Source organism: Methanospirillum sp. (assembly GCF_028679455.1).
GTDB lineage: Archaea > Halobacteriota > Methanomicrobia > Methanomicrobiales > Methanospirillaceae > Methanospirillum.
Map to the genome: position 1 here is coordinate 1 of NZ_JAJRBM010000131.1, position 3986 is coordinate 3986.

Genomic DNA, 3986 nt, shown 5'->3' on the forward strand with positions numbered 1-3986 from the left:
TCATTGATATAGGCTGCGAACCCGGAGAGGAGCTCCTTCTCAGTTGCGTAGATTAGAACCTCATGGCAGGCTGTGTTAAAACACCCACTCTCCAGCGGGCTTATTGATTTAATAAGTTCGCGGGTTATGGTTTTTTCCTGATTCTGGAGAATAAAGGTTTTATACGCATCATCAAATGAATCCCATGCAGTGATACAGATGATTGAGTCCCGTTCGGGATCAGGCAGGCCCCCTTTGTCATCCTGACACTCAATGTCTAGGATACAGTACCTGGTTGGTGCCTTGACATCCTCAGGGATCACCTGTTCGTACGGAACCTGGTAATGGCCATCTGGAATCCTCACTCCTGCGGTTATCCCCCGGTCGATCATAAACCTGGTTGCGAAGGGGATGTCAGCTTCAAAATGGGAATAATCATTCCTTACATCCCTGACATCGGTAGGTCGCTGGGTGTACATCCTGCGGACCTCCTCACGGTGGATTGACCAATAGGGCGTGTCATCGATTCTGATGACCTGCATGGGAACAGGTCTTGAGATCTGGTCGGCTTTAATGTATAAATATGGCTGAAACCCGATGATCAAAATCTCATGTGGTGTTCCGTTTGTCTCTCTTCCATAGAGGTGAATCACCGGTCCTTCAGGCCCGTTTGAATATTCAACCTGATTCAGCCCGAGGGCCATGCCTGTTTTGTCGGATTCTCTTCTATCCTCTCCTGTTCCCTGCAATATGCTCTCCTGTTTATCAGTGGATTTCATTAACGCTCCCTTACAAGCCCGTTGCAGAGACTGGAAACAAATGCCCCGGCCTCATTCATATGCTGCTGTTCCCAGGGATCCAGTGCCCACTCTTCTATCGAGCAGATACCTTCTCTCCCTATGATCGCAGGCACACCAAGCGAACAGCCGGATATTCCATATTCACCGTTAAGGACACAGGAACAGGGTACCACGGATCTGGCATCCGAAAGGATCATCCTGACCAGTTCGGAAATGTGCCATGCAGGTCCGAATTCGGTTGCTCCTTTTCCCCTGATGATCTCCATACTTGCACCCCGAAGTCCGGTCAGTATCTCTTGCCTGGTATTGTTTGGGATAACTGCTTCCAGTCTGCTGTATACCGGTACCTGATGTTCTCCATGCTCACCCAGGATAATGCCCATTTCGAATACTCCTCTGTTATGGAGAGCAAACGAGAACCGGGCACTATCCAACTGACCTCCGAACCCGATGATCCGGGTTCGTGGAATTTTGGTGAGCGTATGAAGATGATAGGTGATGATATCCATGGGGTTGGTGATCACGATGAGGATTCCTGAAAAACCTTTTAGATATTCTGCACAATTTTCAGCTGCCGGTAGGTTGGTATGTAGAAGGTCTGCCCGTGTTTTTACTGACGTATTCCGGGGGAGTCCTGCGGTACAGATAACGATATCACACGCAGCAATCTCCTCTGGATCGGTCGAGATGGTGACCGGTGTTCCGGTGTGAAGAATATCAAGCCTCTGTGCTTCCTGAAGATCGTGATTCCGGTCATAGATCACGAGTCTGCTGACCAGGCCCCGGGCATTGAGAAGGTTGGCTACTCCCCCTCCTATAGTTCCTGCTCCGAATATTGCGAGGCTTGTCATGCCATACTCATACGTATGGCGAATACATAACTACCATCATATCGATCTCTCTGATAATGATTCAACTTCAAAGCGGCCCGGTTGAGGTAGGGGGGGTTACATTACGTAATCATCTCATCCTTGCCGCCGGTGTTCTTGGTACCTGTGGTTCATCTCTTGCGCGTATGCTTCGTGAAGGAGCAGGAGCGGTGGTCTCCAAGTCTATCGGGCCGGAACCAAGGAGCGGTCATGCAGGGCCGTGTCTTGTGGTTCTTGAAGACGGTGTTCTCAATGCGATGGGTCTTCCTAATCCGTCATCTGATTTCAGGGGAGAACTGGATCAATTGAAAGGTGAGCCGGTTATTGTCAGCATCTTTGGAGGAAACCCGGATGAGTTTGGTACCGTTGCATCATGGTTTGTAGACTCCGCAGCAGCTTTTGAACTGAATGTCAGTTGTCCCCATGCATCCGGGTATGGGGCACAGATAGGGACGAACCCGGATCTTGTAGAGGCATGTACCGCAGCAGTTTCCCGGTTTCACAAACCTGTCTGGGTAAAACTTACTCCTAATGTTACTGATATCACAACAGTCGGTATCGCAGCTCAAGATGGGGGTGCTAACGCCCTGGTGGCAATCAATACCGTAAAAGCGATGCGGATCTCCCCGGAGATCCGAAAGCCTGTCCTTGGAAACCGGTTTGGAGGACTTTCCGGTAAAGCGATATTTCCAATCGCAGTCAGGTGTGTATACGAACTGTATGGTGCATGTGAGATTCCGGTTATTGGATGTGGGGGGGTATCATCAGCAGCGGATGTACTTGAACTGATGATGGCTGGTGCATCTGCCGTTGAGATAGGTTCAGCATTGCGTGGGAACCCGGGGCTGTTCAGAGAGATTACTGGTAATCTGTACGGAACTGATGGTATATCTCCTGCAGAAATTGTGGGGTGCGCTCATGACTGATCAGCTCCCTGTCATCGTTGCGATAACCCGTGTCGTTGGGGAGACTCCTTCTGTAAAGACGATATTTTTTGACAGACGGTTTGATGCCGAACCTGGTCAGTTTGTGATGGTCTGGATTCCTGGGATTGATGAGATTCCAATGGCCCTCTCTGGACCAGATTCGATAACAGTCCAGGTTGTTGGCGATGCCACCAGGGTTTTGGGTGGGCTGCTTCCTGGAGATATGATTGGGATTCGGGGACCGTTTGGGAATGGCTTCTCTCCCAAAGGTCGTATTTTGGCAGTGGCAGGCGGTGTGGGTGCCGCACCGTTACTTCCTCTGGCGCAGCTGTATCCTGGCCTTACCTTTGTACTCGGGGCACGATCTGCTTCTGATCTTCTTTATACAAATTTCCTTAAAACTTGTTCAGATCTCATGATTGCCACTGATGATGGTTCTGCTGGATATCACGGGTATGTGGCAGGTCTTTTGCGCGATATGGATCTCTCTTGCTATGAAACGATCTGTGTATGCGGGCCTGAATTGATGATGAAATCGGTTTTTGATCTTCTTGATGCGAAAGGGGTTCTTCACAATGGGCAATTCAGTCTTCACCGGTACATGAAATGCGGTGTGGGATTATGTGGTTCATGTTGTATCGATCCTGACGGTTTTTGTGTGTGCCGGGATGGTCCGGTTTTCATGGGTGATATTCTTCGGAATAGCGAACTGGGTAGGCATCATCGTGATGCATCAGGAAGAAGATGCTGATTGGCGGGGTATGATCAAGATGCGTGAATCCGGGTTTCACCCCTTTCTATCCAGGCAGTACTCCTGTTCTAAACAAATTGTTTTAATATCTGTTCTTTCCAAAATATGGTTCAAATTTGCCTGTTTTTCGCCATTTACGAAAGACAAACCTTATACGTTCTTTGGTGCAACAAAGGTATGTAATCCATGCAGTGGGATATGGCGTAATCCACATCAAGCTGATACTCAAGCATGTGTGGTACTCTCAAACATCAACACAACGTCATATCCTGCTTTATGGTCATTTTTTGCGTGATAAGTTACAGTGAACATTGCTGTTCTGCTGAATCATTTTGATATGTTCTCTGTTCTATTCCTGTGCAGGATATCATGGCTGCGCTTTTTGATCGTCTACAGCAAATAGTTGAAGATCTGTGACTATTTCATCTTGAGAAAATTGGAATGTTTCTCATTGTGATCCAATTTGTGAATATCATTAAATGGATCCGGGATCCACTATTGTATCCCACGCTCATCACGAGCGTGGATTGCGGCGGTAATGTTGTTTTCGAGACTGGTTGCCTGCAAAGGTATATACGGTTCCGGGAGTAACATTAGAGGCCGTTTAGATGGGAACCCGAACGAGTATCACTGCGGTGATACAACGGGTTCGACAGAGGAA

4 protein-coding genes are annotated in these 3986 nt (G+C 48.3%); 2 read left to right on the forward strand and 2 right to left on the reverse strand.

The genetic code is table 11. The annotated features are described in order from the left end of the window. Both LUQ50_RS04505 and LUQ50_RS04510 read right to left on the reverse strand, forming a co-directional pair. A partial coding sequence (locus tag LUQ50_RS04505; RefSeq protein ID WP_300036810.1) for a 3'-5' exonuclease occupies positions 1-758 on the reverse strand: 758 nt, incomplete at its 3' end. Continuing rightward, positions 758-1630 carry a lactate dehydrogenase gene (locus LUQ50_RS04510; protein WP_300036813.1) on the reverse strand — a complete coding sequence of 291 codons (873 nt, stop codon included), beginning with the start codon at positions 1628-1630 and terminating at the stop codon, positions 758-760. The genes LUQ50_RS04505 and LUQ50_RS04510, both read right to left, overlap by 1 nt. A gap of 56 nt (positions 1631-1686) precedes the next feature. Between LUQ50_RS04510 and LUQ50_RS04515 the strand changes: the two genes are divergently transcribed. After that, positions 1687-2574, forward strand: a complete 888-nt coding sequence (locus LUQ50_RS04515; protein ID WP_300036815.1) for a dihydroorotate dehydrogenase — start codon at positions 1687-1689, stop codon at positions 2572-2574. Next, entirely contained in the window at positions 2567-3325 is a 759-nt protein-coding gene (locus tag LUQ50_RS04520) for a dihydroorotate dehydrogenase electron transfer subunit (protein ID WP_300036818.1), read from the forward strand. Before LUQ50_RS04515 ends, LUQ50_RS04520 begins: the two co-directional genes overlap by 8 nt. The last annotated feature ends 661 nt before the right edge of the window (positions 3326-3986 follow it).

Excerpts from the sequence above, each read along its gene's own strand:
- LUQ50_RS04510 (WP_300036813.1), bottom strand. The coding sequence starts at position 1,630 with ATGACAAGCCTCGCAATATTCGGAGCAGGAACTATAGGAGGGGGAGTA.
- LUQ50_RS04515 (WP_300036815.1), top strand. The coding sequence starts at position 1,687 with ATGATTCAACTTCAAAGCGGCCCGGTTGAGGTAGGGGGGGTTACATTA.
- LUQ50_RS04520 (WP_300036818.1), top strand. The coding sequence starts at position 2,567 with ATGACTGATCAGCTCCCTGTCATCGTTGCGATAACCCGTGTCGTTGGG.